The 24352-nt window shown below is 42.5% G+C and carries 20 protein-coding genes; 8 read left to right on the top strand and 12 right to left on the bottom strand.

From position 1 onward, the window contains the following. Positions 1–15: 15 nt before the first annotated feature. The 7 genes from plsX to dprA all read right to left on the bottom strand — a co-directional run bounded on the left by plsX (position 16) and on the right by dprA (position 5661). A complete protein-coding gene (plsX, locus tag AB3F25_RS07235) occupies positions 16–1044 on the bottom strand; it encodes a phosphate acyltransferase PlsX (protein WP_373603184.1) in 1029 nt (342 codons plus the stop codon). Between the two features lie 20 nt (positions 1045–1064). After that, positions 1065–1235 (bottom strand): 50S ribosomal protein L32, encoded by a 171-nt coding sequence (rpmF, locus tag AB3F25_RS07230; RefSeq protein WP_005544470.1) that lies wholly within the window; start codon positions 1233–1235, stop codon positions 1065–1067. A gap of 22 nt (positions 1236–1257) precedes the next feature. After that, on the bottom strand, positions 1258–1782 hold the full coding sequence (gene yceD, locus AB3F25_RS07225) for a 23S rRNA accumulation protein YceD (RefSeq protein ID WP_373603183.1): 525 nt from the start codon (positions 1780–1782) through the stop codon (positions 1258–1260). 191 nt (positions 1783–1973) lie between these two features. Then, on the bottom strand, positions 1974–2939 hold the full coding sequence (gene pfkA, locus AB3F25_RS07220) for a 6-phosphofructokinase (RefSeq protein ID WP_373603182.1): 966 nt from the start codon (positions 2937–2939) through the stop codon (positions 1974–1976). Positions 2940–3055: 116 nt separating this feature from the next. Further along, on the bottom strand, positions 3056–3637 hold the full coding sequence (locus AB3F25_RS07215) for a hypothetical protein (RefSeq protein WP_373603181.1): 582 nt from the start codon (positions 3635–3637) through the stop codon (positions 3056–3058). Next, complete coding sequence (yaaA, locus tag AB3F25_RS07210) at positions 3630–4406, bottom strand: peroxide stress protein YaaA (protein ID WP_373603180.1); 777 nt, start codon at positions 4404–4406, stop codon at positions 3630–3632. The genes AB3F25_RS07215 and yaaA overlap by 8 nt, the downstream gene beginning before the upstream one ends. Positions 4407–4473: 67 nt before the next feature. Continuing rightward, positions 4474–5661 (bottom strand): DNA-processing protein DprA, encoded by a 1188-nt coding sequence (dprA, locus tag AB3F25_RS07205; RefSeq protein WP_373603179.1) that lies wholly within the window; start codon positions 5659–5661, stop codon positions 4474–4476. 529 nt (positions 5662–6190) lie between these two features. Here dprA and leuA point away from each other — a divergent pair. From leuA to sodC, 6 genes are all read left to right on the top strand, one after another. Beyond that, complete coding sequence (gene leuA / locus AB3F25_RS07200; protein ID WP_373603178.1) at positions 6191–7738, top strand: 2-isopropylmalate synthase; 1548 nt, start codon at positions 6191–6193, stop codon at positions 7736–7738. Positions 7739–7914: 176 nt separating this feature from the next. Further along, on the top strand, positions 7915–8991 hold the full coding sequence (leuB, locus tag AB3F25_RS07195; RefSeq protein WP_373603177.1) for a 3-isopropylmalate dehydrogenase: 1077 nt from the start codon (positions 7915–7917) through the stop codon (positions 8989–8991). A gap of 200 nt (positions 8992–9191) precedes the next feature. Further along, the gene (leuC, locus tag AB3F25_RS07190) at positions 9192–10601 is read left to right on the top strand and encodes a 3-isopropylmalate dehydratase large subunit (RefSeq protein ID WP_373603176.1); all 1410 of its coding nucleotides are present in this window, start codon (positions 9192–9194) and stop codon (positions 10599–10601) included. Between the two features lie 10 nt (positions 10602–10611). Then, positions 10612–11214, top strand: a complete 603-nt coding sequence (gene leuD / locus AB3F25_RS07185; RefSeq protein ID WP_373603175.1) for a 3-isopropylmalate dehydratase small subunit — start codon at positions 10612–10614, stop codon at positions 11212–11214. Between the two features lie 145 nt (positions 11215–11359). After that, positions 11360–13018: an LTA synthase family protein gene (locus AB3F25_RS07180; protein WP_373603174.1), complete on the top strand. Its 1659-nt coding sequence runs from the start codon at positions 11360–11362 to the stop codon at positions 13016–13018. A gap of 233 nt (positions 13019–13251) precedes the next feature. Beyond that, positions 13252–13809, top strand: coding sequence for a superoxide dismutase [Cu-Zn] SodC (gene sodC / locus AB3F25_RS07175; protein ID WP_373603173.1), 558 nt, complete (start codon positions 13252–13254; stop codon positions 13807–13809). A 91-nt stretch (positions 13810–13900) separates the two neighbouring features. On the opposite strand, the gene AB3F25_RS07170 is transcribed toward sodC, so the two are convergent. From AB3F25_RS07170 to AB3F25_RS07155, 4 genes are all read right to left on the bottom strand, one after another. Then, on the bottom strand, positions 13901–14302 hold the full coding sequence (locus AB3F25_RS07170) for a nuclear transport factor 2 family protein (RefSeq protein ID WP_373603172.1): 402 nt from the start codon (positions 14300–14302) through the stop codon (positions 13901–13903). A gap of 73 nt (positions 14303–14375) precedes the next feature. Next, entirely contained in the window at positions 14376–14654 is a 279-nt protein-coding gene (locus AB3F25_RS07165) for a heavy-metal-associated domain-containing protein (protein ID WP_373603171.1), read from the bottom strand. Between the two features lie 8 nt (positions 14655–14662). Then, positions 14663–15025, bottom strand: coding sequence for a mercuric transporter MerT family protein (locus AB3F25_RS07160; protein WP_373603170.1), 363 nt, complete (start codon positions 15023–15025; stop codon positions 14663–14665). Next, on the bottom strand, positions 14997–16109 hold the full coding sequence (locus tag AB3F25_RS07155; protein ID WP_373603169.1) for a transglutaminase-like domain-containing protein: 1113 nt from the start codon (positions 16107–16109) through the stop codon (positions 14997–14999). The genes AB3F25_RS07160 and AB3F25_RS07155 overlap by 29 nt, the downstream gene beginning before the upstream one ends. A gap of 455 nt (positions 16110–16564) precedes the next feature. Here AB3F25_RS07155 and metH point away from each other — a divergent pair, with 455 nt between their 5' ends. After that, a complete protein-coding gene (gene metH / locus AB3F25_RS07150) occupies positions 16565–20251 on the top strand; it encodes a methionine synthase (RefSeq protein WP_373603168.1) in 3687 nt (1228 codons plus the stop codon). 28 nt (positions 20252–20279) lie between these two features. Then, on the top strand, positions 20280–22268 hold the full coding sequence (locus AB3F25_RS07145) for a P-loop NTPase fold protein (protein ID WP_373603167.1): 1989 nt from the start codon (positions 20280–20282) through the stop codon (positions 22266–22268). A 748-nt stretch (positions 22269–23016) separates the two neighbouring features. On the opposite strand, the gene AB3F25_RS07140 is transcribed toward AB3F25_RS07145, so the two are convergent. Continuing rightward, positions 23017–24219, bottom strand: coding sequence for an ATP-binding protein (locus AB3F25_RS07140; protein ID WP_373603166.1), 1203 nt, complete (start codon positions 24217–24219; stop codon positions 23017–23019). Between the last annotated feature and the right edge of the window lie 133 nt (positions 24220–24352).

The following is a 24352-nucleotide window of genomic DNA, read 5'->3' as shown; positions in this document are numbered from 1 at the left end:
CAATAAATTGAATTATTAATAACGAGCTAAACCCGCTAAGATTTTTTCTGGAAGTCGCTGGCGAGCTTGAAAAGCGGCATCGGCGATAGCATGTGCAAAAGCGTTTACATTAGCACTGCCGTGGCTTTTCACCACGACGGCAGTTAAGCCAATCAGTGATGCACCATTATATTCATCAGGATTAATACGCTTTAAACGTTGATAAGTGGTTTTAAATAAGTGGCGCATTATCTTGGCAAAAATAGGTTTAAAATAGCGTGAACGAGACGATGTCTCTTTTCCCTTGAATGAAGATAATACATTTTTTGCCGCGCCTTCGAGCGTTTTCAATGCTATATTTCCGGCAAAACCATCGCTTACGATCACATCCGTTTTACCGTTAAGTAACATATCGCCTTCAATAAAGCCGATATAGTTAAGTAGACTCGATTTTTCAAGTAAATTTGCGGCATCACGTATGGATTGACGACCTTTAATTTCTTCTATACCGATATTCAGCAAAGCAACGCGAGGATACACTAAATTTAATCGATTTTCGGCAAAAATCGCGCCCATTATAGCAAATTGATAGAGATTTTCCGCACTGCATTCGACATTTGCGCCAAGATCTAACATCACGGACTTTTCGCCGTCTACAGTTGGGAGCAATGAAATTAATGCAGGGCGTGCAATACCTTTAAGCGGTTGTAATAAAATTTTGGATAAGCCCATTAAAGCCCCGGTATTGCCTGCGCTCACACAGCCTTGCGCAGCACCGAGCTTCACTGCTTCTAAAGCTAAACGCATAGACGTGCCTTTGCTATGGCGTAATGCGTGAGAGATGCCATAATTATTGTCAATTGTGCGATTACAATGTTGAATCTGGATGCGCTCTAAAAGAGTTTTGGGACAATTTTCGAGTAAGTGCGTGATCTGTTGGCTATCGCCAAATAGAGATAAAGATAGCATCGGATCTTTTTCCAATGCTAAGAGAGATGCGGGGATAGTAATACGGGGACCTATGTCCCCGCCCATCACATCTAACGCTAAGGTTAGACGAGTCAAGTGAATACCTATAAGTGAAATTACTTATTAATCACTTTGCGACCACGATAGTAACCATCAGCGGTTACATGATGGCGTAAGTGAGTTTCACCGCTTGCTTTGTCTACTGATACTGCAGCAGTAGTCAACGCGTCGTGCGAACGACGCATATCACGACGTGAACGAGATTTTTTGTTTTGTTGAACAGCCATCGGCCATACTCCTAAATTTAATTTACTTTTGCTTTAAATTAGCTAATACAGCGAACGGGCTCGGCTTGTTTGCCAATTCTTCTGGCAATTCGCCAAAAACCTGTTCCTGCGCGGACACTTCACAGTGTTCAGGTGAATGCATTGGTACAAGCGGCAAAGCTAAAATTAACTCGTCTTCCACGGTGCCAATTAAATCTATTTCGCCAAACTCATTAAATTCGATTGGCTCATAAATTTGGGGCAATACCTCAGCCTGATCCCAACTAGCCACAGGACTGTAAGCAAATTCACATTCCAATGTTTGCTTGAGTGGCTCACCGCAACGTTGACATTCTAATTCAACCTCAACTTGCGCTTCACCTTTCATTACTACCAATTTTTGCGGATCAATATAAAACGACAATGTTACCTGTGCATCACTGAGCACGTTTACCACTGATTTTGCTAAACGCTTCAACTGATTTGCCGCATAATAACCAGCATAATTAAGCCGTCTTTGAGCATCTTTTTGCGGGTTAACGGTGAGGGGTAGTTTTACCTTTTGCATAGGGCGCGAATATTACCTGTTGTAAAGAAAATAGTCAAAGGAAAATGATATTTTTTATATAAGAAAAAACAAGAACTATCCTAAAAATCAATTTTTACAAGAGTTATTTTGTTCATCACTTTACCGAAGTTATTTTCAACGTGCTTTTGAGCACCGCATTGACCGCTCAAAAGCATTTTATATTCGCCAAATTATTCTAAGCGTTTTGCCACTTCCAACCAGTCGCCTTTAAATTCACGATGCATATTGTTGATAGCATCAATAATATCATGGTGAACCAATTGTTCGTTTTGAATGCCTACGCAGTAGCCACCTTTGCCTTGGAGCAAGAGATCCACTGCATAAACCCCCATCCGTGATGCCAAAATACGATCGAAAGCGCAAGGTGAACCGCCGCGTTGGACATGACCAAGCACAGTTGCACGGGTTTCATGCCCCACACGAGCCTCAATCTCGTGAGCGAGCGAATGCACATCAGTTAACAGCTCTGTAATCGCAATAATCGCATGGCGTTTACCTCGAATAATACTGCGTTCAATTTGACGAATAAGTTCTTCGCGATCAAATTCTACTTCAGACGCGACGATATATTCGCAACCGCCTGCGATGCCTGCAGAGATGGTTAAATCGCTACAATGGCGCCCCATAATTTCTACAATAGAAATACGTTGGTGAGAGCTTGACGTATCACGTAAACGGTCGATGGCCTCTACGGCAGTTTGCAATGCGGTTTGATAACCGATAGTGTAATCTGTGCCGGCGACATCGTTGTCGATGGTGCCCGGAATCCCCACGCAAGGGAATCCGTGCTCTTCCGTTAAGAGTTTGGCGCCCATGTAAGAACCGTCACCGCCGATAACTACTAAAGCGTCGATGCCGTGGGAGCGTAAAATCTCCGCACATTTCGCACGTATTTCCGGATTCTTAAATTCAGGGAAACGCGCCGAACCTAAAAAAGTACCACCGCGATTAATAATATCAGATACGCTATAGCGGTTTAATTGCTTAACTTTATTGTTATATAAGCCTTGATAGCCTTCATAGATTCCAAATACTTCCAATCCTTCTGCCAATGCTGCACGCACTACGCCACGGATTGCCGCATTCATCCCCGGCGCGTCTCCGCCGCTGGTCAATACTGCGATTTTTTTAATCATATATTACCTACTTGAATTTAATAGAATAAGAAATGCAACTAAGGTTACACTATTCGGCCTATCCGCTCTAGAAAAATTCCTGAAATTTATCGGCATTTTGATCTAGATAAACTTTTTTAAGTCAAATGTTGGCAATGCCATCGCCAATCCATTTTATCTAGCGTTTTTACTTCGTTAGCAATCAAATATTTTTGTAAATGTCGCAATACTTTTTCGCGACTTAAATGGCGACTATTTTTTACTTTTTGCGAATATTGGAATTGTACGAAACCGCATTGAGGGATGTTTTGTCCGCGCATTACATCCACTTGCCAAGAAGGATTGGTTGCGCTTGGTGCGTAAACAACATAACCGCTTAAACCTTGTGCTTTTTTCGTTTTTTCATGTTGAACCGGCGCTAATTTAAACGATACGACGTCCGTACTACGATACACGCGTTCCCGTAGTTCAATGCGGTCCTCAATTGAGCGGTTTAACATATTGCGATCTAACAATACTTCGATTTGCGATTGCCATTTTTCTGGCGTATCGGGGGCACTTAGATAAACATAACGCGCCACCGTATCTAAATCTTGCCATTTTGCCAATTGATAGGCTTTATTTTGATATTCGATTTGGTCCGGTACAGCGAGTTGTGTAGGTTTGCTTGCACAAGCGGAAAGCAAGAGTAGGCTCAAAATAATAGCTATCTTATTCATCGTGATCTCGCTTAAATACAAATTCTTTTTCAGTGGAGGCCGTTTCATCAAACCAATAACCGTTCAAATCAAAATCCTTTAATTGTTCAACTTGGGTCAATCGATTTTGAATCATATAACGACACATTAAGCCGCGAGCTTTTTTAGCATAAAAACTGACCGTTTTATATTTGCCGTTTTTGTAATCCAGGAAAATTGGTTTAACGATTTGAGCATTCAATCGGTTCAGTTTTATGGATTTGTAGTATTCTTCAGACGCCAAATTTACCAATACATCGTCCCCTTGCGCATCAATGGCTTGTTGCACGGCTTGGGTAATCGTATTTCCCCAGAACGCATAAAGATCTTTGCCTTTCGGGGTAGTTAATTTAGTGCCCATTTCTAAGCGATAGGGCTGCATTAAATCAAGCGGTTGAAGTAAACCGTATAAACCGGAAAGCATACGAAGGTGAGTTTGGGCAAACGAAATATCCTCATCGGACAGCGAATTCACATCCAAGCCGGTATAAACATCGCCTTTGAAAGCAAAAATCGCTGCGCGGGCATTTTTTTCGTTATGTGATTTTGTCCACTCGGCGAAGCGTGCGGCGTTTAGGCCGGCTAGTTTATCGCTGATAGACATTAAAGATGCAATATCTTGCGGGGAAAGTTTGCGGCAAATTTCAATCAGTTGCTCGCTGTAATCCGTTAAGCGCGGTTGAGAAACTGGCAGATTCCTAACCGTACTTTCAAAATCTAAGGTTTTTGCCGGGGAAATAATCGCTAACATAGCTTCTCCTCAATAAAATTGAGGCGTTATGTTAGCACAGGATCAAGCAAGGCTCTATACGTGGCTTTTATATGCGCTGATAAAGTCCGTTTTCGCTCATAATTAAATCTTGTAATTCCAAATCCAGTAGTTGCACCAGCAACACATCAACACTTAAATTAAATTCCTGCGCCAATTCGTCCACACTAATCGGCGTATAACCGATACGCGCGTAAAGTTCCGGATGGTTCGGGCGTATGGCAGAAGGTGCCGGTGCGTTGGAGGTGCTTTTTAGCACCGCATTGGAAGGTGAAATTCCGCCGGAATAACGCGAAGCAGGCGCAGAATTGCGAGTTGCGACTGCGGTTTTATCAAAATCAATTTTGGCTTGGGCATGCGTGGGATGTTCATCTAATGTATCCAAAATATCTTTCACGTTTTCCACCAATAAGGCGCCCTGTTTAATCAATTGATGGCAGCCACGACTGAATTCGCTTTGCAGGTTACCAGGCAGCGCGAACACTTCGCGATTTTGTTCCAAGGCGTAACGGGCGGTGATCAACGAACCGCTTTTTTCGGTTGCTTCGATCACTAAAGTACCGACGGAAAGCCCACTGATGATGCGATTGCGACGGGGAAAATTTTCCGGTATCGGTGGCTGATCCGGTAAAAACTCTGAAATTAAAGCACCGTTTGCGTCCAAAATACGTTGTGCCAGTGAACGGTGTTTCTGAGGATAAAGTCGATTGAGCCCACTGCCCAGCACTGCAATAGTTTGTCCGCCCGTTTCCAATGCGGCTTGATGGCAATACCCATCGATACCGAGCGCCAATCCGCTGGTAATCGCAAAACCGGCTAGGACGAGTTCAGTCGCAAAATATTTCGCCCAAGCTTCGCCGTAATTCGAGCAATAACGACTACCGACCATGGCGATTTGGCGTTGGGAAAGTGCTGCTATACTACCTTGTACAAATAATAAAGGGGGAAAACCGCTGGTGCATTTTAAAATGTAAGGATAATCGGATGAAAAATAGTTAATCAGATAATTACCTTCTTTTGTCGCCCACTCCAATGCGGGATCAATATATTGGTTACAGGGCTTAAACCAACGTTGTATTTGTATGTCAGTCCAACCTATTTGACGTAGCATCACATCATCATAATTTAAAAAATCAGTCAATTTGATATTGGATAAAATGTTATAAACTCCCACGCTACCCAGTTTCGGCACTTGCAATAGACGAAGCAAAATTTCTGTTGCTTGAGTTTGAGTCATTCCTTGTCCTTTTTATAAAGATTAAATCCCGCAGATTATGTAAATAATGGAAAAACTCGCGAGTGTTTGGTTGCACTTTTGCGATTTGAATCACAAAATTAAGAAAAAATAGAATTTTTTTACCACTCCTATAAAATCGGAAAAGACAGTGTAAAAATAGTTTCTTTATTGTGTTTTTTAGTGGAATTATCTGGGAAATATAGTATAAATAGTGAAATGTATTGGTTATGCTTTTTATAATCTGCGAATGAAGGGATAAAACGCTAAAAAAGCATTTGACAGATCTTTATTTATTCGTAACATAGCTGGCGTTTTACAGCAAAATTTGATAGGATTTTTATGTTTTCTTCTGTTTCTTTATCTCTCAACTTACTGCTCTCACATTCCTTGTGCGGCTAAGTTGTGGGTGAAAAACAGTCAAATGTAAAACCCAAAAAGATTAACCCGCACTTTAGTTTGCGGGTTTTTTCGTTTTTAAAACACCATACAAACCGGCGTACTTTCGGAGTGATTTTAGAAGGATATTGTTATGACAGATCGCGTAATTATTTTTGATACCACCTTGCGTGATGGCGAGCAAGCGTTAAAAGCAAGCTTAACCGTTAAAGAGAAATTACAGATTGCTTTAGCACTTGAACGTTTAGGCGTGGATGTCATGGAAGTGGGGTTCCCGGTTTCTTCTCAAGGGGATTTTGAATCCGTGCAAACTATCGCGCGCCATATTAAAAATTCTCGTGTGGCAGCACTTTCCCGCGCGGTAGAGAAAGACATTGATGCTGCAGCTGAAGCGTTGAAAGTAGCGGAAGCTTTCCGTATTCACACCTTTATAGCCAGTTCCGCATTACACGTTGAAGCCAAATTAAAACGCACCTTTGACGATGTGGTGGAAATGGCGGTGGCGGCAGTGAAACGCGCGCGTAACTACACCGATGACGTGGAATTTTCCTGCGAAGACGCGGGCCGCACCGGTATCGACAATATTTGTCGCATTGTGGAAGCGGCAATCAACGCCGGTGCGACAACGGTCAACATTCCGGATACCGTCGGTTTCTGCTTACCTAACGAATACGGCAACATCATCGCGCAAGTACGCAACCGTGTACCAAACATCGACAAAGCCGTAATTTCCGTGCACTGCCACAATGACTTAGGCATGGCGACCGCCAACTCTTTAACGGCAGTACAAAACGGTGCACGCCAAATTGAATGTACTATCAATGGCATTGGCGAGCGCGCAGGCAACACCGCATTGGAAGAAGTGGTGATGGCAATGAAAGTTCGTCAAGAATTTATGGGTGTGGATACACGCATCAACACGCAAGAAATTCATCGCGTCAGCCAAATGGTCAGCCAGCTTTGCAACATGCCGATTCAACCGAACAAAGCTATTGTCGGCTCAAACGCCTTTGCGCATTCCTCCGGTATTCACCAAGACGGTATGTTAAAAAACAAAAATACCTACGAAATTATGTCACCGGAAACTATCGGCTTGAAGAAAGAGAAATTGAACTTAACCGCGCGTTCCGGTCGTGCCGCGGTGAAAGGCCACATGACCGACATGGGCTACACCGAGCAAGATTACGATTTGGATAAATTGTATGATGCCTTCTTGAAATTGGCGGACAAAAAAGGCCAGGTGTTCGATTACGACTTGGAAGCCTTAGCGTTCATTGATATGCAACAAGGGGATGAAGATCGTTTAGTGTTAGATAAACTTTCTGCCCACTCCACCAAAGAATACCCGGCGACAGCCTTTGTTCAATTACAGTTAGACAGTGAGAAATTAAGCACGTCATCAATTGGCGGCAACGGTCCGGTAGATGCGGTGTATAACGCCATTTTGACCTTGACCGGCTTGGATATCAAAATGTCCCACTATAATTTGACCGCCAAAGGCGAAGGTGCTGAGGCATTAGGTCAGGTGGATATCGTGGTTGAACACGAAGGCCGTAAATTCCACGGTGTGGGTTTGGCGACAGACATCGTTGAATCTTCTGCACTTGCTTTAGTTCATGCAATTAATGCAATTTATCGCGCGCATAAGGTGGCAGATATTAAGAATCACAAAAATCATTAATCTATCTAGCTCCCCTCTTTAGCAAAGAGGGGTTAGGGGAGATTTGGCAGAAGTAACATCAACCTCATCAGTGAATTTTATATCGTTAAAATCTCCCCCGGCCCCTCTTTACAAAAGAGGGGAGAAAATACAAAAAAACTAACCGTACTTTTCAATTTACAAATAGGAAAACCCAAATGCAATCATACAATATTGCTGTTCTCCCCGGCGACGGCATCGGCCCGGAAGTGATGGCAGAAGCCATTAAAGTATTAAACAAAGCCCAAGAAAAATTCGGTTTTAAACTTAACTTTAACGAGTTTTATGTAGGTGGTGCCGCAATTGATAATTGTGGTTGCCCATTACCGGCAGAGACCTTAAAAGGCTGTGAAGAGGCCGATGCAATTTTATTTGGTTCTGTGGGTGGCCCTAAATGGACAAATTTACCGCCGGATCAACAACCGGAACGTGGCGCATTATTGCCATTGCGCAAACATTTCAAATTATTCTGCAATCTTCGCCCGGCAACTCTTTATAAAGGATTGGAAAAATTCTGTCCGTTACGAGCAGACATCGCAGCAAAAGGATTTGATATGGTGGTTGTACGCGAATTAACAGGTGGGATTTATTTCGGTCAGCCTAAAGGTCGTGAAGGTGAAGGCGCACAAACTAAAGCATTCGATACCGAAGTTTATTACAAATATGAAATCGAGCGTATTGCGCGCGCGGCTTTTGATGCGGCAATGAAACGTCGTAAACACGTTACTTCCGTGGATAAAGCTAACGTATTACAAGCTTCTATCTTATGGCGTGAAACTGTGACCGAAGTGGCGAAAGACTACCCTGAAGTCACCTTGGATCATATTTATATTGACAATGCGACTATGCAACTTATCAAAGCACCGGAATCTTTCGATGTGCTCCTCTGTTCCAATATTTTCGGCGATATTATTTCTGATGAAGCGGCAATGATCACCGGTTCTATGGGGATGTTGCCATCCGCCAGCTTAAACGAAGAAGGCTTTGGTTTATATGAACCTGCTGGCGGTTCTGCACCGGATATCGCCGGCAAAGGCATTGCCAATCCAATCGCACAAATTCTTTCAGCGGCGATGATGTTGCGTTACAGCTTCAACTTAAACGAAGCCGCGGATGCCATTGAAAATGCGGTGCAAAAAGTCTTAGCTAATGGTCACCGTACCGGCGATTTAGCCGATGACTCCGCCCCTGTTTCAACGGCGGAAATGGGTACATTGATTGCTGATGCAATTTAAGTCGCAATCGATAGCGCGCGTCTCCCGACGCGTGCTTATATAAATAAAATTAGGGCACGCGTCAGGAGACGCGCGCCATCAATGTGGATATTGATCGCTAACGCAATCTAATAAAAAAACAATGAAAGTGCGGTTTAAAAATACCTCGGATTTTAACCGCACTTACTCTAACAAAAGCCCCTAACGAATTGAGAAACATTATGGCAAAAACTCTTTATGAAAAATTATTCGATGCCCATGTGGTGTACGAAGCCGAAAGCGAAACGCCAATTTTGTATATTAACCGTCATTTAATCCATGAAGTGACCAGTCCACAAGCCTTTGATGGGCTACGTGTCGCAGGCCGTCAAGTACGTCAAGTAAGTAAAACTTTCGGTACCATGGATCACAGTATTTCTACGCAAGTACGCGATGTGAATAAACTTGAAGGCCAAGCAAAAATTCAAGTATTGGAGCTTGCAAAAAACACGAAAGCCACCGGTATTCAATTATTCGACATGACCACAAAAGAACAAGGCATTGTGCATGTGATGGGACCGGAGCAAGGCTTAACTTTGCCTGGCATGACAATCGTTTGTGGTGACTCCCATACCGCTACTCACGGCGCCTTTGGTGCTTTAGCCTTTGGTATCGGTACCTCCGAAGTCGAACACGTATTAGCAACCCAAACCTTAAAACAAGCCCGTGCAAAAAGTATGAAAATCGAAGTACGTGGCAAAGTGGCGCCGGGCATTACCGCAAAAGATATTATTCTTGCCATTATCGGTAAAACCACCATGGCAGGCGGTACAGGCCATGTGGTGGAATTTTGCGGTGAAGCCATTCGTGATCTGTCTATGGAAGGCAGAATGACGGTGTGCAACATGGCAATTGAAATGGGCGCGAAAGCCGGTTTAATCGCGCCGGATGAAACCACTTTTGACTACTTAAAAGGTCGCCCACATGCACCAAAAGGTAAAGATTGGGATGATGCAGTGGCTTATTGGAAAACCTTAAAATCTGACGACGATGCGAAATTTGATGCGGTGCTAACTTTAGATGCTAAAGATATCGCACCGCAAGTCACTTGGGGCACAAACCCGGGACAAGTGATCGGTATCGATCAACGTGTACCTAATCCAGCAGAAATGACCGATCCGGTTACTCGCGCCTCTGCTGAAAAAGCCTTGAATTATATTGGCTTAGACGCTAACGCTGATTTAAAAGAAATCCCGGTGGATCAAGTGTTTATCGGCTCCTGTACGAATGCGCGTATCGAAGATCTACGTGCCGCAGCAGCGGTGATGAAAGGCCGCAAGAAAGCCGATAACGTAAAACGAATTTTAGTGGTGCCGGGTTCTGGTTTAGTAAAAGAACAAGCGGAAAAAGAAGGCTTGGATAAAATCTTTATTGAAGCGGGTGCAGAATGGCGCAATCCGGGTTGTTCCATGTGTTTAGGGATGAACGATGACCGCTTGGGCGAATGGGAACGTTGTGCTTCGACTTCGAACCGTAACTTTGAAGGTCGCCAAGGCCGTAACGGACGTACCCACTTGGTGAGCCCAGCCATGGCAGCCGCAGCGGGAATGTTCGGTAAATTCGTTGATATTCGTGACGTAACATTAAACTAAGGAGCAGAAAATGGCAGGATTTAAACAACTTTCAGGCTTAGTGGTGCCATTGGATGCGGCAAACGTGGACACAGATGCGATTATTCCAAAACAATTTTTACAAGCCATTACCCGCGTGGGCTTCGGCAAACATTTATTCCACGAATGGCGTTATTTGGATGTAGAAGGCACCAAGCCAAATCCGGAATTTGTGTTGAACTATCCACAATATCAAGGTGCGACTATTTTATTAGCGCGTAAAAACCTTGGTTGTGGTTCGTCTCGCGAACACGCCCCTTGGGCGCTTGCCGATTACGGTTTCAAAGTGATGATCGCGCCGAGTTTTGCGGATATTTTCTATAACAACAGCTTAAACAACCACATGTTGCCAATTCGGTTAAGCGAAGAAGAAGTGGAAGAAATCTTTCAATGGGTGTGGGCGAACGAAGGCAAACAAATCCATGTGGATTTGGAAGCGATGACCGTCACCGTAGGCGACAAAGTGTATCACTTTGAACTGGATGAATTTCGCCGTCATTGTTTGTTAAACGGCTTGGATAATATCGGTTTAACGCTTCAACATGAAGACGCCATCGCTGAATACGAAAGTAAAATTCCGGCGTTTTTGCGCTAACTCGAGAACTGATACGCCTCCAATGCGGTTAAGAATTCCTGATTCTAGCCGCATTTTTTATGGATTCATGCATAGCGTTTGACAGGCTATAACCTTGCCCATATCATCTCCCGCGATTTATTTCAGAATTCCCAAGGAACACGCAATGATTGCATACACCTTTTTAGCGTTATTCACGCTTGCCGCGATGATTTTCATCATTAATTCGCATTATCGTTGGACATACTTTTTTTCGATTGCACTTTTCGTTTTTTTCTTCAGTGGAATGCTGGCTATTTCCGGTCAATGGCAACGCGCGCTGAATTTCGCTTCCGTGTTGTTTGTGGCACTGATGCTATTTCACCGTTTAAAAATTCATTATTACAAACAACCATTGCTGATTTCTGATTTTTTCCTCGTTGTTGATTGGCGTAATTGGGAAACTTTAATGCATTATAAAGGCGCGCTCGGTGGCGTTATCGGCTTGCTTGCGTTACTCGGCTACGCGATTTTTGGTTGGTCGTCTGCCGAGCCGCTTGACGCCGTCGTACGGGCTTTCAATGCGGTGCTATTTTTGATCAGCGGCGCTTTGATGTGGCATTACTCGAAAAATCCGAATGCAGTGCAAGTTTGGCTTGATTCGCTACCGGACGACGGGCGCGACGTGTTCTTAAATTTACCGATGTCCTGTCGCGGTATTTTCTTTAAGGTGCCGCAATTTCCCGGTGATGGTGAAAAATTTGCTGCCCGAATGAACGCGCAGTGCTCAAATCCGACCGCATTGAACGCTGAAATTAAGCCGGATATCGTCGTTGCACTTTTGGAATCTACCCTCAATCCGCATCAATTCGCCTTTACCAAACAGAGCATCCCGCCGTTGCCGATGTTTGAACGCCAAGATGATACCGTATTTATCTCTCCATTACGCGTCCATACCTTTGCCGGTGCAACATGGCGTTCGGAGTTCGCCTTTCTCGCCGGACTTCCGCCGACGGATTACGGCGCCTTGGCTAACGGCGTGTTTTATTCCGTAGTGCCGCACTTACAATCGGGCTTAATCAAAAATTTACGTGCGCAAGGTTATTTCTGTGTGGCGCTCTCGCCGTTCACCAAAGGCAACTACAACGCTAAATCCGCCTATGATCATTTTGCCTTCGATTTGATGTTGCAACCGCAAGACTTAGGCTATCCGGCGCCCTTTAGCAAAAACTTGTGGACGATCAGTAGCGAGGAAATGATGGCTTACACCCGTATGATTTTAGAAAAAAAACATCCCGCACTGGAAAACCTCAATCAACCGTTGTTCGTTTACGTGCTCACCATGCGCGAACACGGTCCCTATAATTTAGAGATGGAAAATATCTATGGGCTCGAAATGCCTGCTCTTGGCGCCAAAAGCATTTCGTCGTTAAACGATTACACGCAGCGTATCGTGGCGTTAAACGATGCCGTTGAAAGTATGGGGCAGTATTTGCACGAACGCGGCAAACCTTTTGTATTCGGTTATTTCGGTGATCATCAAGTGGCATTTGATAATCAGATACCGGCGAAAAAAGGTGATTTCCCTTCTCCGGACTGTATTACGCAACTTATAGTAAGAAGCAATTGCGCAAAACAATTTGAGCAAACGCAAGATTTCTTAGATTTGGCCTTTGCCGGCGGTTTGATAATGGAAATTGCAGGACTGCAAGCAAAAGACGATTTTATGAAAGCTAATCAAGCGATGCGCAAACTTAGCGATGGCAGATTGGAAGATGCGGTGGATAAGCAATTAGTGAACGATTACCGCAGTTATCTCTATCAAATTTTAAAGATTGCACAATAATTCGGCGTTATGTAGCAAATGATTGAAACTATCCGAGTGGAGCATGAGTTAGTGTTATCAGATAGCACCGCATTGGAGCCGGCTTTAATGCGGTGCTATTTGGTGAGGTGATTTCAGCTTTGTGTAATGGCTAGATCATTTCGTAATAATGTAAAATTTTTGTAAAAACTATCGGATTATTATTTAAATTTGACTACAATAACCGTGAGTTTTTTCAAAAATAAGGAGCTTATATGAAAACGAAAACTCTTTTGGCATTAGCGGTAAGTACCGTTTGCGCGGTAAGCGTGGTAAACGCGCAAGAGGCGATGAAACCGGCCGCAAAATCTATTGAAGTGAAAGTGCAACAACTTGATCCGGTTAACGGTGACAAAGATGTAGGTACGGTTACCATCACCGAATCTAACTACGGCTTAGTTTTCACACCGAATTTAAAAGGTTTGTCTGAAGGTTTACACGGTTTCCACATTCACCAAAACCCAAGCTGCGAACCGAAAGAAAAAGACGGTAAACTCACCGCAGGTTTAGGCGCCGGCGGCCATTGGGATCCGAAAGATACCAAACAACACGGCTATCCATGGCAAGATGACGCCCATTTAGGCGACTTACCGGCACTTACCGTATTACACGATGGCACAGCCACTAACCCGGTATTAGCACCGCGTATCAAACATTTAGATGAAGTACGTGGTCATTCCATCATGATTCACGTCGGTGGCGACAATCACTCCGATCATCCGGCACCACTTGGCGGTGGCGGTGCACGTATGGCGTGCGGCGTGATTAAATAAACTGATTTTTAGAAACAAAAGTGCGGTTACAAAAATATTGTTTTTTGACCGCACTTTTTATTTACTGAATAAATTTACTAACTTAAATCTTTTACTTATTTTTTAATGCTGATTTAATCAACATTTGAGTTCCAAACCATCCCCAATAAATGCGGTGATTAACAATCAACCCATCACGGATTTCCATTAGTTCAAGAATATCAACCTGCTCTCCATCCGGAGTTTGGCGAGGATATTCCCACACCAAAACATCTCCTGTAATGAAATATTTTCCGGTTCTATACCAACGAACCAGCTCATTAGGACGACGTCGAGTCCCCTCATTTAAAAAAGCCAGAATTTCTGTTTTTCCACGTAATATGCCACTATCTTTATTCATCAAAATAGGAACTAACGGGCTTTCAAATACGGCATCTTCGGCATACAGTTCAATTAACGCTTTTGTCTCTCTTTCTTTGGCATATTTATGCCATTTTTCATAGATCTCTTTCATACTGTCTTCTTATTTTGGTTTGATAACGAGTAAGGTTAATTTACCCACCATAAAAGTGATAGCCTCATAATGGCTATTTAACCACTTCCGCCGAATATTTTAACCGATGAATAGCGTCAATTAATTGTTCATCCGTCACTTTCGGATCTTCCAACACTGTGACTGTCCCATCTTTAATTGATGCTTTGGTGGAAATCACACCATCAATATTACGTAGCTCTTTGTTCACCAAATAAGCGCAAAGCTGGCAGTTCATTTCTTTCACTTTCAGCACGATTTGCTTGGTTTCATTAGCTTGTGCAAAAGACAGGGTAAACAATGAAAGCCAAAGTACGCTGATTATTTTCTTCATTTTCATTTCTAATTAGCTAGCTCTAAAATCCACGGCAACAGCGTCGGATAGGTTAAGAAAAATAACATCACAATAAATACAATCCAATAAAGCACTACTAGTTTTTTGCGGGAAATGTATTTGCTGCAGATGATTTTCTTGGAAAACATCAACAACCAAAAGCCGTAAGCAAAGGCGCATAATGAAACGATAAGCATGGGAATACGTAAATAATTATATTCGCCTAAGCCAATCAACCAGGTGGATGATACGCCGAATAGCAGATAAACCAGTGGTGCAATGCAACACAAGGTGGACGCCACCGCAGCGCTCAATGCGGTGCCGGTGGCGAGCCAAAAGGATTTATTGGAGTTTTTTGGCGACGTAGTCATATTTGAATTCTTTCGGATCGAAGGAATTTAACGGATCGCCGCCTACTTCTGCATACGGATAGCCAAAGTTATTGATTGGTGCAAGTTCCGGTTGCGGATATAAATCGAAATCGCGCGCGTGGTTAAAGCCCACCCAGTTGGCCTCCCAGTTGCCGAATAAGTATTTTGCCACGGCTTGGGTATCTTTATCTTCAACCGTTTTTTTCTCCGCTAAGCGCATTTTTGCCACGTCTGCTGAATCCACCGGCACCCAACCAAAACCGGCAAGATAGAATTCTGCACGGCAATGCTGACCACCGCTCACATTCGTCACGCCATGTTCATCCGCGCTGCCAAATGCACTCTTGGAATATTTCCCCATTTTGTCCGCTGCGCCTAAGCGAATGCCGAAAATTTCACGCGCCGGAATGCCTGCCGCACGGGCAAGTGCCACGAAAACGGAGTTAATATCGGTACATTTACCTTTTAACACGCCTGTGGTGAGAATTTTTTCCACATAGCCATCGCCACAGCCCAATACGGAATTGTCTCGTTCCATATTGCTCACGATCCATTGGTGAATCAACTCGGCTTTTTTCAACGGATTGGTTTCTGCGCCTACAATTTTGTCGGCAAATTGTTTCACAATGCCATCGGTTTTAATGTGCTGTGTCGGCTTTAAATATTCCTGCACATCCACAGAATAGTGAATCTCTTTCGGCGGCGTGTAATGACTTAATGCCCCTTTCGCCATTGGCTCGCGGTCTTTGGTTTCAATCACCATGGTGACTTTCAAATCGCGTTTTGGCGCGTCTTTATCCCAAGTGGCAAATAAGGTTTTCGCGCCGTATTTATTATTTTCCGTCACATAGGCATCGGCATAATTGCCTTCAAAATGCAGGGATTTCACTTGTTGATATTCGCCATTAAACGGCAACGGCAACCATAAATTGGTTTGCCCTTGCGAACCTTTCGGCACGGCTAAATCGTAGGTTTGTGTGAATTCGTAGAGATGGGAATCGGTATTGTAATTTGGAATATCGGTATTTGCATGAGCAATTGCGCCACATGCAGAAAGTACCGCTACAGCGATAAGTTTCTTCATGAAAAGATCCTCTAGTTAATAATAGTTAAACTTAACACATTAGATAAACTAATATGGACAGTCGTATGCTAGCGGATACGATGGAAACATTCAAGAAAATAAGTAGCATTATGCGACAAATACATAAACGTTTGCATGGCTAATCAACGAGCCGTTCGAGTCGGCATGCGTAGTGTCAAAATAGCACCGCATTGAGGGGCTTCAATGCGGTGCTATTTTGGATGTTCGTGGTCAAATGCAAATAATGCATGCTGTTGAGCATAATTCAACCAAACTTATCGTTGTTAAATAAGGACACTTTATTTATTTGACACATATTTTTCATCTGCCTATTATCTCGGATTATTTTTCCCCTAATTCTCAATAGAAACACGCAACGCGCGCTATTCTGAATAATTTTCACAGACTGTTATAATTACCCGCATTTAACAGAATTTCATTTTACGGAACAAACTATGACCAACAAAACCGCTCAACTCAAACATTCCCTCGAAAACCGCATTCTTATTCTAGACGGCGCCATGGGCACGATGATCCAAAAATATAAACTCACCGAAGCGGATTTCCGTGGCGAACGCTTTAAAGAAAGTGCGGTGGATTTACGCGGCAATAATGACTTGCTAACTCTCACCCAGCCGCTGTTAATTTCCGCCATTCACGAAAAATATTTAGAAGCCGGCGCGGATATCATTGAAACCAATACATTTAGTTCAACTACGATTGCGCAAGCGGATTACGACTTGCAATCCATTGCTTACGAACTCAACTTTGCCGGCGCAAAACTGGCGCGTTTGGCGGCGGATAAATACAGCACACCGGAAAAACCAAGATTCGTCGCTGGGATTCTCGGCCCAACGAACCGCACTGCCTCCATTTCCCCGAACGTAAACGACCCCGGTTTCCGTAACGTCACCTTTATGGAATTGGTGGACGCCTATTCAGAAGCCACACGTGGATTAATCAAAGGCGGTGCCGATTTAATTATGATCGAAACCATTTTCGACACGCTAAATGCCAAAGCGGCGGTGTTTGCCATCGAAACCGTATTTGAAGAATTAGGCGTGGAATTGCCGATTATGATTTCCGGCACCATTACCGATGCTTCTGGCCGTACCCTTTCAGGGCAAACCACAGAAGCATTCTACAACTCTCTGCGCCATGCCAAACCACTCACATTCGGTTTGAACTGTGCGCTAGGCCCGAAAGAATTGCGTCAATATGTCGAACAGCTTTCCAAAATCAGCGAAACCTACGTTTCTGTGCATCCGAATGCTGGCTTGCCGAATGCCTTCGGCGGCTACGATCTCGGTGCGGAAGACATGGCAGCACACCTGAAAGAATGGGCGGAAAGCGGCTTTGTGAACATTATCGGCGGCTGTTGCGGCACCACACCGGAACACATTAAAGCCTTTGCCGAGGCGGTAGAAAATATCCCACCACGCAAATTGCCACAAATCAAAACCGCTATGCGTTTATCAGGTTTAGAACCGCTCAACATTGATGATGAAAGCCTGTTCGTGAACGTGGGCGAACGTAATAACGTAACCGGCTCGGCAAAATTCAAACGCTTAATTAAAGAAGACAAATTTGCCGAAGCCATTGAAATTGCTATCGACCAAGTAGAAAACGGTGCACAAGTGATCGACGTAAACATGGACGAAGCCTTGCTCGACGGCAAAAAATGCATGACCCGTTTCCTCAACATTATGGCGACCGAACCGGATGCAGCCAAAGTGCCGGTGATGATCGACTCCTCCAAATGGGAAGTAATTGAGGCGGGCTTGCAATCTGTGCAAGGTAAGCCGATTGTGAACTCTATCTCGTTGAAAGAAGGCGAAGAAATCTTTATTGAACACGCCAAACAGGTGCGTAAATACGGTGCTGCTGTGGTCGTGATGGCATTCGACGAAGTTGGGCAAGCGGACACCGAAGATCGCAAAGTGGAAATCTGTACCCGTGCCTATAACATCTTAGTCAACCAACTTGGCTTCCCGCCGGAAGACATCATTTTCGACCCGAATATTTTCGCCATCGGTACCGGGATTGAAGAACACAACAACTACGGCGTGGATTTCATTAACGCCACAGGCCGTATTAAACGCAGCTTGCCACACGCCAAAATTTCCGGCGGTGTGTCGAATGTGTCTTTCTCTTTCCGCGGCAACAACGTGATGCGTGAAGCGATTCATGCGGTCTTCCTCTATCATGCCATCAAACAAGGCATGGACATGGGGATCGTGAACGCAGGCCAGCTCGCGATTTATGACGATCTCGATCCTGAATTGCGTGAAATCGTAGAAGATGCCGTCTTAAACCGCAGCCCGGATGCCACCGAAAAATTGCTCGATATTGCAGAAAAATACCGTAATCAAGGCAATGAAAGTGCGGTGGATTCTGTCGCCGAATGGCGTACATGGCCGGTGGAAGAACGCTTAAAACACGCCCTCGTGAAAGGGATTACCACACACATCATCGAAGATACCGAAGAAGCACGCCAACAATTCGCTTCACCGTTAGAAGTCATCGAAGGCCCACTCATGGCAGGCATGGATGTGGTGGGCGATTTGTTCGGCGACGGTAAAATGTTCCTCCCACAAGTGGTGAAATCCGCGCGTGTGATGAAACAATCCGTGGCATATTTAGAGCCATTTATCAACGCCACCAAACAAAAAGGCTCCAGCAACGGCAAAGTGGTGATTGCCACCGTGAAAGGCGACGTGCATGACATCGGCAAAAACATCGTGAGCGTGGTGTTGCAATGTAATAACTTTGAAGTGATTGACTTGGGCGTGATGGTGCCGGCGGATAAAATCATTCAAACCGCCATTGATGAAAAGGCGGATATTATCGGCTTGAGCGGTTTAATTACGCCATCCCTTGATGAAATGGAATACTTCCTCGGCGAAATGACACGTTTAGGTTTGAACTTGCCTGTTTTAATCGGCGGCGCAACCACCTCCAAAGAACATACTGCCATTAAACTTTATCCAAAATATAAACAACACGGCGTGTTCTATACCTCGAACGCCTCCCGTGCGGTAACGGTCTGTGCCACATTGATGAACCCGGAAGGTCGCGCGGCATTATGGGAACAGTTCAAGAAAGATTACGAGAAAATCCAACAATCTTTTGCCAACCGCAAACCGTTGCGTAAACAACTTAGCATTGAAGAAGCGCGCGCCAACCGTTTCGATGGCTTTAGCGGCGAATGGGCGGATTACGTGCCGCCAACACCAAAACAAACGGGCATTGTGGAATTTAAAAACGTGCCAATTGCTGAACTGCGCAAATTTATCGACTGGTCGCCGTTCTTCCGTGTGTGGGGCTTAATGGGCGGCTATCCGGATGCCTTTGATCATCCGGAAAGTGGCGAAGAAGCCCGCCGCGTGTGGAATGATGCGCAAGCGATGTTAGATGCTTTTGAACAAAACCACAAACTTAACCCAAGCGGCGTGTTGGGCATTTTCCCTGCAGAACGTGTGGGCGATGATGTGGTGTTATTCTCCGATGAAGACCGCACGCAAACCATTGGCACGGCTTACGGCTTACGCCAACAAACGGAACGCGGCAAAAACAGCAAAAGCCAATTTAACTTTGCCTTGAGCGACTTTATCGCCGATCGCGAAAGTGGCAAAAAAGACTGGATGGGGATGTTTGCCGTGTGTGCCGGCATTGAAGAAATGGATTTAGTGGAAGGCTACAAAGCCGCCGGCGATGACTACAATGCCATCTTGCTGCAAGCCGTAGGCGACCGCCTCGCCGAAGCCATGGCGGAATACCTGCACTTTGAGCTACGTACCCGCATTTGGGGCTACACGCAAGAAGAATTCGACAACCAAGGGTTAATCAACGAAAACTACGTCGGCATCCGCCCGGCACCGGGTTATCCAAGCTGTCCGGAACATACTGAAAAAGCCTTGATTTGGGATTTATTGGAAGTAGAAAAACGCATCGGCATGAAGCTCACCGAAAGCTACGCCATGTGGCCGGCGGCTTCCGTCTGCGGTTGGTATTTTACCCACCCGGCGAGTAACTATTTCACTTTAGGTCGCATCGATGAAGACCAAGCTCAAGATTATGCCAAACGTAAAGGTTGGGATGAGAGAGAGATAGTGAAGTGGTTGGGGGTGGCGATGAAGTGATTTGGAAGTAATAGAAAGGAATACAATCGTGGAGTTAATCAGTGATAATCCGATAAAGGATATTAGTGCCGACTTATTAGATCGGAAAAATAGTGCAGAAAAATTTGCCAAATATATTTTTTCTTTTAATTATAAAGATGGATTAGTCATAGGTATATGTGGTGAATGGGGGTCAGGGAAAACATCATATATTAATTTGATGAAACCCGAATTACAGAAGAATTCTATTGTTATTGATTTTAACCCATGGATGTTTAGCGATTCTTATAACCTTGTATCTTTATTTTTTACTGAAATGGCTGCTCAAATTAAAGATTATAATAATAATACTAATCTTATAAAAGCATTAGATAATTTAGGTGATTTCTTTTCAAGTTTAAGGGCGATTCCATTAGTTGGAGAGTATATTGGCATACTAGGTAAGTTGTTGAATATTTTTGCTAAAAAAAAGAAAGGAGAGAATAGTTTACAAAAACAACGAAGCAATCTAATAAAAGAGCTAAAGAAAATAGAAAAACCTATTGTTGTGATTTTAGACGACATAGACAGATTATCTAGTGATGAATTGGAGTCTATATTGAAATTAGTTAGACTGACAGGCAGATTTCCTAATATTATATATTTATTATCTTTTGATAAAGAAAGAGTAGTTAATACATTAAATAATAAAAATATAGATGGGGAATCTTATTTAGAAAAGATAATTCAGATACCATTTGATATACCAAAAGTGTCAAGAGAACTATTAGAAAAACATCTTTTTGCATCATTAGACTCTATCTTAGGTAATGTAGAAATAGATCGTTATCGTTGGTCTGAAGCATATCTAAACATTATAAAACCAACTATAAAAAATATTCGAGATGTAAAGCGTTATATTTCTTCATTATCATATACATTTAATCAGGTTGGGAAATTTATTAATGTTGTTGATCTAGTAACTATTGAGATTATAAAAGTTTTTTATCCTAAGTCATTTAAAGAACTCTTTTTACTTAGAGAATATTTAACATCAATACATAATGATGACTCTAAAAAGATAGCATTAACTGAATTTATTAAAGATAATCAGATTAATAAAATCTTACTATATATTTTGTTTGATATTGACATAGATATAACAAGTAATTTTGACAGAACCTTTATCAATAATGATAAAAACTTTAGAAGGGATAAAAGAATAGCTGATTTAACACTTTTTAATTTTTATTTTGAGCAAGTAGAAAATGAAGAATTTAAAAATATTATTTTATCACAAACTCTTTGGTCTTATATGTCCTCAGATAAGTTTGCAGTTGAATTAGCTAAAATTGATGAAAACTATTTAGAAAGTGTTGTTAATAATCTCGCTAATTATGAAGCAGATTTTACAGAAAAGACTGCAATGTATTCAATCCCAGCATTATACGAAATTCTACCTCGTGTTCCTGAAAAAGAACGAGGCTTTTTTGAGTTTGATGCACATATCATCTGGAGTCGGCTTGTATATAGATTATTAAGAAAAATATCAGATAACTTAAGATATAATTCGGTACTTAAGCTGATAGATTTATGTAATATATATGGTCAATATGAAATTATGGGGATTGTTGGACATAGGGAAAAAAGAGGTCATAAGCTTGTATCTGAAGAACAAGCAAGAAATATAGAGGATATTTTAATAAGCCATGTGAACAGCTCATCTTTAGATACCTTATCTAAAACTTATAAATTATCTAATATTTTTTATTTTATTGTATCTACTGGAAATAGTATAAATAAAAAAATATTAAGGTCTAATGAGATTTTCTTATCTCTATTAAAGTCTTCAGTTTCTGAAATTAAAAGACAAGTAGGTTCTAATCCAGAAATTATAAGAGAAAAGATATTACATTGGGATGCACTAGTAAAAATATATGATAATGAAGAACATTTAAAGAATAAAATTAGTCTCTTAGAAAAAGATCACAATCTAATTGAAGAGGATTATATTAAGCTTGCAATAAAATATAAAAATGGCTGGAGACATAATGTGTAGAAGATCAAACCCAATCTGACAGACCCTCATGATGGCGCAAGCGTCCTCGCTTGTACCTCTCAGCTAAAAGTACGGTCAAAAATCCAAAGAATTTTGAATATTGGTTCTGACGATGGTTACGGGTAAATTCGCAATGTTTTATTAAACAGCACCAGCGTGGACGCTGACGCTATCTTGCTTTATTTGCACCCATCTAATAGCGCACGCTTCCCAGCGTGTGCCCCTATGATGGTGCAAGCGTCCTCGCTTGTGCCTCTCATCTAAAAGTGCGGTCAAAAATCCAAAGAATTTTGAATATTGGTTCTGACGATGGTTACGGGTAAATTCGCAATGTTTTATTAAACAGCACCAGCGTGGACGCTGACGCTATCTTGCTTTATTTGCACCCATCTAATAGCGCACGCTTCCCAGCGTGTGCCCCTATGATGGTGCAAGCGTCCTCGCTTGTGCCTCTCATCTAAAAGTGCGGTCAAAAAATACAAAGAATTTTGAATATTAGATCTGCCAACGGTTATGGATAAAATTCGCAATGTTTTCCTTAAGTAGCACTAGCGAGGATGCTGGCGCTATCTTTCTTTATTTTTCCATCTCTGTTGGCGCACACTTCCCAGCGTGTGCCTAATTTCAATAAAAACACTTCAAAAACTCACCGCACTTTATTTACTTTCTTTGGCGCGCGTTAGGAAACGCGCGCTAGCATAAGCGTTAGACACAAAAAGTGCGGTAAAAATTTTCAGCGTTTTTATATTTACTGCAACAACCAATCCACTACATAAATCACTTCAATCCCATCAATCTCTGTTTGTTCGTAATATTTTCCCGTAATTAAGATCTTTCTATAGTTATCTTTAATGTGCAAAAGATTATCGGTTTCGTGGGTATTTTCAGGGATTTCAAAGGCGAGTTGTATATATAAAATTTCATCGGCTTTTCGGGCGATAAAATCAATTTCTTGGCTGTCGAGTTTACCGACATCTACGGTATAACCTCGTCTAAGCAATTCAATAAAAACGATATTTTCTAGTCTATTGGCATAATTCACCCCTTTTTTACCGATAGCGTGTCGTCTTAAACCGTTATCCACAATAAAATATTTCGCATTGGTTTTTAAATAACCTTTTCCGCGAATATCATATTGTTTTGCTTTATAGAACAGAAACGCATTTTCTAACAAATCAAGATATTTGCTGATGGTGTGATTTGAAGTGGGGACACGTTCGGACGTGAGCGTGTTGCTAATTTTGCTCGGATTCACCAACTGCCCTACATTATCCGCTAAAAAGAGAATCACGCTTTTAAGAATATGGGTATCTTTCACGCCGGCTCGATGCGCAATATCATTTAGCACGATGGAATCAAAAATGCCCGATAAAATCGTTTCTTTTAAAGGTTCATCAGCCATCACAACGCTGGGAAAACCACCATATTTTTCGTATTCCGAATAGAGTTTATCCACCAATCTTGACTGACTATCTACGTTTTTAGAACGTAAAAATTCTTTAAAAGAAAGCGGATAAATTTTGATTTCTACATACCGACCGCTTAATAAGGTTGCAAGCTCACTGGAAAGCAAGTTGGCATTGGAACCCGTAATCACAATGTCGGTGTTAAAACTCACGCGAAGCGCATTGACGGTTTTTTGCCAACCTTCCACAAACTGAATTTCATCAATCAACAAGTAGATTTTCTCTTGAGAGGGCGGTATTTTTTCTTGAATAAGCTGTTGGAAGTCTTGAGCATCTTTCACCCATTGATATTCAAAAGATTCAAAATTGAGATAAAGAATATTTTCGGAAGCAATCCCTTGCTGCTGCAGATAATCACGGTATTGCATGAGTAACACTGATTTACCGGAACGACGAACACCAGAGATGACCTTGATAAAATCAGTATCTTTAAATTGAATCAGTTGTTGTAAATAATTTTCACGAGAGATCATAGCTTTATCCATTAGAAATGAATTTCATATTTTTAGAAATTATACATAAATTGGAAGTTGATTTCCAATTTATGCAAAAGAAACAAAAGTTAGAAGTTAATTTCCATTATTTAAGCATGACGCCTATTTCCCCTGCTTCTGTCTG

Source organism: Aggregatibacter sp. HMT-949 (assembly GCF_041734645.1).
In the GTDB taxonomy this organism is placed as follows: domain Bacteria; phylum Pseudomonadota; class Gammaproteobacteria; order Enterobacterales; family Pasteurellaceae; genus Rodentibacter.
The sequence above is the reverse complement of the archived record's forward strand: the minus strand, read 5'-3'. Positions and strand labels throughout refer to the sequence as shown.

Excerpts from the sequence above, each read along its gene's own strand:
- AB3F25_RS07180 (WP_373603174.1), top strand. The coding sequence starts at position 11,360 with ATGATTGCATACACCTTTTTAGCGTTATTCACGCTTGCCGCGATGATT.
- leuA (WP_373603178.1), top strand. The coding sequence starts at position 6,191 with ATGACAGATCGCGTAATTATTTTTGATACCACCTTGCGTGATGGCGAG.
- pfkA (WP_373603182.1), bottom strand. The coding sequence starts at position 2,939 with ATGATTAAAAAAATCGCAGTATTGACCAGCGGCGGAGACGCGCCGGGG.
- leuB (WP_373603177.1), top strand. The coding sequence starts at position 7,915 with ATGCAATCATACAATATTGCTGTTCTCCCCGGCGACGGCATCGGCCCG.
- AB3F25_RS07155 (WP_373603169.1), bottom strand. The coding sequence starts at position 16,109 with ATGAAGAAACTTATCGCTGTAGCGGTACTTTCTGCATGTGGCGCAATT.
- AB3F25_RS07140 (WP_373603166.1), bottom strand. The coding sequence starts at position 24,219 with ATGGATAAAGCTATGATCTCTCGTGAAAATTATTTACAACAACTGATT.
- AB3F25_RS07165 (WP_373603171.1), bottom strand. The coding sequence starts at position 14,654 with ATGAAGAAAATAATCAGCGTACTTTGGCTTTCATTGTTTACCCTGTCT.
- yceD (WP_373603183.1), bottom strand. The coding sequence starts at position 1,782 with ATGCAAAAGGTAAAACTACCCCTCACCGTTAACCCGCAAAAAGATGCT.
- leuC (WP_373603176.1), top strand. The coding sequence starts at position 9,192 with ATGGCAAAAACTCTTTATGAAAAATTATTCGATGCCCATGTGGTGTAC.
- AB3F25_RS07160 (WP_373603170.1), bottom strand. The coding sequence starts at position 15,025 with ATGACTACGTCGCCAAAAAACTCCAATAAATCCTTTTGGCTCGCCACC.
- rpmF (WP_005544470.1), bottom strand. The coding sequence starts at position 1,235 with ATGGCTGTTCAACAAAACAAAAAATCTCGTTCACGTCGTGATATGCGT.
- AB3F25_RS07170 (WP_373603172.1), bottom strand. The coding sequence starts at position 14,302 with ATGAAAGAGATCTATGAAAAATGGCATAAATATGCCAAAGAAAGAGAG.
- dprA (WP_373603179.1), bottom strand. The coding sequence starts at position 5,661 with ATGACTCAAACTCAAGCAACAGAAATTTTGCTTCGTCTATTGCAAGTG.
- metH (WP_373603168.1), top strand. The coding sequence starts at position 16,565 with ATGACCAACAAAACCGCTCAACTCAAACATTCCCTCGAAAACCGCATT.
- sodC (WP_373603173.1), top strand. The coding sequence starts at position 13,252 with ATGAAAACGAAAACTCTTTTGGCATTAGCGGTAAGTACCGTTTGCGCG.
- yaaA (WP_373603180.1), bottom strand. The coding sequence starts at position 4,406 with ATGTTAGCGATTATTTCCCCGGCAAAAACCTTAGATTTTGAAAGTACG.
- AB3F25_RS07215 (WP_373603181.1), bottom strand. The coding sequence starts at position 3,637 with ATGAATAAGATAGCTATTATTTTGAGCCTACTCTTGCTTTCCGCTTGT.
- leuD (WP_373603175.1), top strand. The coding sequence starts at position 10,612 with ATGGCAGGATTTAAACAACTTTCAGGCTTAGTGGTGCCATTGGATGCG.